At 68.0% G+C, this 3,358-nt stretch carries 3 protein-coding genes; 1 reads left to right on the top strand and 2 read right to left on the bottom strand.

Annotated elements, in window-relative coordinates:
• The coding region (locus ACTHNC_RS17335; RefSeq protein ID WP_440295875.1) for a DUF503 domain-containing protein at positions 1-222 on the bottom strand (222 nt) is incomplete at its 3' end.
• 58 nt (positions 223-280) lie between these two features.
• Positions 281-1,648, bottom strand: a complete 1,368-nt coding sequence (locus tag ACTHNC_RS17330) for an NAD-dependent succinate-semialdehyde dehydrogenase (protein ID WP_440295874.1) — start codon at positions 1,646-1,648, stop codon at positions 281-283.
• Positions 1,649-1,884: 236 nt separating this feature from the next.
• Here ACTHNC_RS17330 and ACTHNC_RS17325 point away from each other — a divergent pair, with 236 nt between their 5' ends.
• A complete protein-coding gene (locus tag ACTHNC_RS17325) occupies positions 1,885-3,090 on the top strand; it encodes an IS110 family transposase (RefSeq protein WP_440295873.1) in 1,206 nt (401 codons plus the stop codon).
• Positions 3,091-3,358 lie beyond the last annotated feature (268 nt).

The following is a 3,358-nucleotide window of genomic DNA, read 5'->3' as shown; positions in this document are numbered from 1 at the left end:
TTCAGCCCGGCTGAGCACGTCGCGCACGTGGCCGGCGTCGCGGTCGATGACGGCGACGCCTATCGTCGCCCGGCGGTGCAGGTCGAGCGATCCGACCTCGGCGACGGCAGCTTCGGTGCGGCGGCTGAGGTCGGCGATGAGCGGCCGCACGAGTGCGCGCTTCTGCTTCAGCGAGTGCACGTCGCCGAGGAGCACGTCGAACTCGACCCATCCGATCCACATCGGGTCGAGTCTGGCACGCGCGTGCACGCTGCACCCGTGCCGTCGCCCTGACGGAGGCCTACCCGATGCGGATCAGCTTCTTGTTCACGAACTCGTCGGCGCCCAGCCGTCCCATTTCCCGCCCTGTGCCCGACCGCTTCACGCCGCCGAACGGCAGTTCGACGCCGTCGGCGAGTACGACGTTGACGAAGACCATGCCGGCCTCGATCCTGTTCGCCACGCGTTGTGCCTGTTCGGGATCGGTGGTGTACACGTAGGAGCCGAGGCCGAAGGGGATGTCGTTGGCCACCTCGACGGCCTCGTCTTCGTTCGCGACCCGGTACACGGATGCGACCGGGCCGAAGAACTCCTCCTGGCGTACCGGGTTGTCGGCGGCGATGTCGGTGAGGACGATCGGTGCGAAGAAGTTGCCTCGGCGCTCGCCGGTGGCGTGCAGCTTCGCGCCGTTCGCCACGGCGCGGTCGAGTTGGTCCTGCAGGCGGTCGGCTGCGGCCGTGGAAGAGAGCGGACCGAGAGGCGAGTCAGGGCTCGTCGGATCGCTTGGCTGCGATTCGGCGAGCTTGGCGGTGAGCTTCTCCACGAACGGCTCGTACAGGTCGTCCACGACGATGAACCGCTTGGCGGCGTTGCAGGACTGCCCGCTGTTGTCGAGGCGTGCGGCCGCGGCATCCTCCGCGACCTTGTCGAGGTCGTCGGCCGACAGCACAATGAAGGGGTCGGAACCGCCCAGTTCGAGTACGACCTTCTTGAGGTTGCGTCCGGCGATCTCGGCGACCGCGGCGCCGGCGCGCTCGGATCCGGTGAGCGAGACGCCCTGAACGCGTCGGTCGGCGATGACCCACTCGATCTGCCCGTTCGTCGCGAAGATGTTCGTATACGCGCCCTCGGGGAGGCCGGCGTCGTGGAAGATCTGCTCGATCGCGAGGGCCGACTCCGGGCACTGCGGTGCGTGCTTGAGCAGGATGGTGTTGCCGATGATCAGGTTCGGGCCGGCGAAGCGGGCGACCTGGTAGTAGGGGAAGTTCCACGGCATGATCCCGAGCAGCACGCCGAGCGGAGTGCGTCGGATGACCGCCGAACCCTCGCCCGCCAGCAGCTCGATGGGCTCGTCCTCGAGCACCTTGGGCGAGACATCCGCGTAGTAGCGATAGATGTCTGCCGCGAAGTCCACCTCGGCGAGCGCCTGCTCGACGGGCTTGCCCATCTCGCGCACGATGATGGCGGCGAGCTCGTCCCGGCGCTCGGAGTGCAGGTCACCCACCTTGCGGATGAGCTCCGCGCGCTCGGCGGGCGTCGTGCCGCGGCCCCAGCTGCGGTAGGCGGCATCCGCGCGGCCGATCGCGTCACGCAGCTGCTCGTCGGTGATGGTCGGGTATTCCTTGACGGTCTCGCCCGTCGCGGGGTTGACCACGGCGTAGTCGCTCATGGGAGTCCTTACTTTGTTGGTGTGTGGTTTCGGGAGCGTCGTAGGCTTCTGACCGCTCCGGGGGTGCCGGGTATGGCTGTCATGAGGGTGCCGTTTCGACGGCTGGAAAGGATTGGCCGCCTGGTGCCTCGCAACGGCTCGACCGCTGATTGAGAGACGCGATGTGATCGCTGTGTAAGGACGAGACGGCGTGGTCGTTGACTGGAGTGGAAGCACTCGAGAGAACGGAGGCGCGGATGCCGCGATTCTGGGCCGGGATCGATGCCGGCAAGGCCCATCACCATTGCGTCGTGATCGACGAGAACGGAACCCGGCTGCTGTCCCGCAAGATCGCCAACACCGAGGACGACATCCTCGGACTGCTCGCCGAGGTGACGGAACTGACCGCTGGCGGTGAGGTGGTCTGGGCGACCGACCTGAACCAGGGCGGCGCCGCTTTGCTGATCGCGGTGCTCGCCGACAACGGACAGGCTCTGCTCTACATCCCCGGCCGCACCGTCCACCACGCTGCCAGGACTTACCACGGGGACGGGAAGACCGACGCGAAAGACGCTGCGATCATCGCCGACCAAGCCCGCATGCGACGCGACTTGACCCCGGTGCGAAGCGCGGACGAGATTGCTGTTGAGTTGCGGATGCTCGCCTCCCACCGTGCCGATCTCGTCGCCGACCGCACCCGGGCGATCAACCGTCTGCGGGCGACACTGCTGGAGTACTTCCCCGGGCTGGAAGCCGCATTCGATTACGCCGGGCGCAAAGCCGCCGTGATCTTGCTGACCCAGTACCAGACGCCGGACCAACTGCGCCGCGCCGGTGTCGCCCGCGTCACAGGCAGGCTCCGCAAGGCCGGGGCACGACTGCCCGAGCAGATCGCCCAGACCGCCCTCGATGCCGCGCACGCCCAGCACACCGTCGTGGCAGGGCAGGACGCCGCAGCCATGATCGTGAAGCGTCTCGCCACCGAGGTGCTGCGGCTTCGGGAGGAGGTCGAAGAGGTCGAGTCTCAGCTCGAGACCCGATTTCGCCGCCACCAGCACGCCGAGCCGCTCCTGAGCATGCCCGGCTTCGGCCCGTTGCTCGCCGCAGAGTTCATCGCGTTCACCGGCGGAACACTCACCGCGTTCGAGTCCGCAGACCGGCTCGCCGGCGTCACCGGCGTTGCCCCGGTCCCACGCGACTCCGGGCGCATCAGCGGCAACCTGCACCGGCCCAAGCGCTACAGCAGACGCCTGCTGCGCACCTGCTACCTCGCCGCCGAGGTCGCTGCCCGATCCCACCCCGAGTCCCGGGCGTACTACGACCGGAAACGACGCGAGGGGAAGAACCACAAACAAGCCGTCCTCGCCCTCGCACGCCGACGCATCAACGTGATCTGGGCACTCCTGCGAGACGGCACGACCTTCCATCAAGAATCACCACCCAGCACGCCCATCGCCGCTTGACAAGTCAATTGAGATTCCTTTCTCGCCTATTGGCGCGCTCCTGTCAGCCTAGGCAAAGGGCCGACGGGTCCGGCAGGCTCCGGCGTCCGGAATGACGGACGGGGGCGACCGATTCGTCCGCTGGTGCGTCGCTCGGAGCTCACGCCGGCGCGTGCGCCTGCAGGAACTCGTACACCTCCGTCTCGTCCACCCCGGGGAAGCTGCCCGTGGGCAGCGCGGCCAGCAGTGAGGTCGGGGTGCGGGCGGCGGGCCACGCGTAGGCGGCCCA

The organism is Humibacter sp. (assembly GCF_051954055.1).
Lineage (GTDB): Bacteria > Actinomycetota > Actinomycetes > Actinomycetales > Microbacteriaceae > Humibacter.
This window is presented reverse-complemented; position numbering and strand designations above follow the sequence as displayed.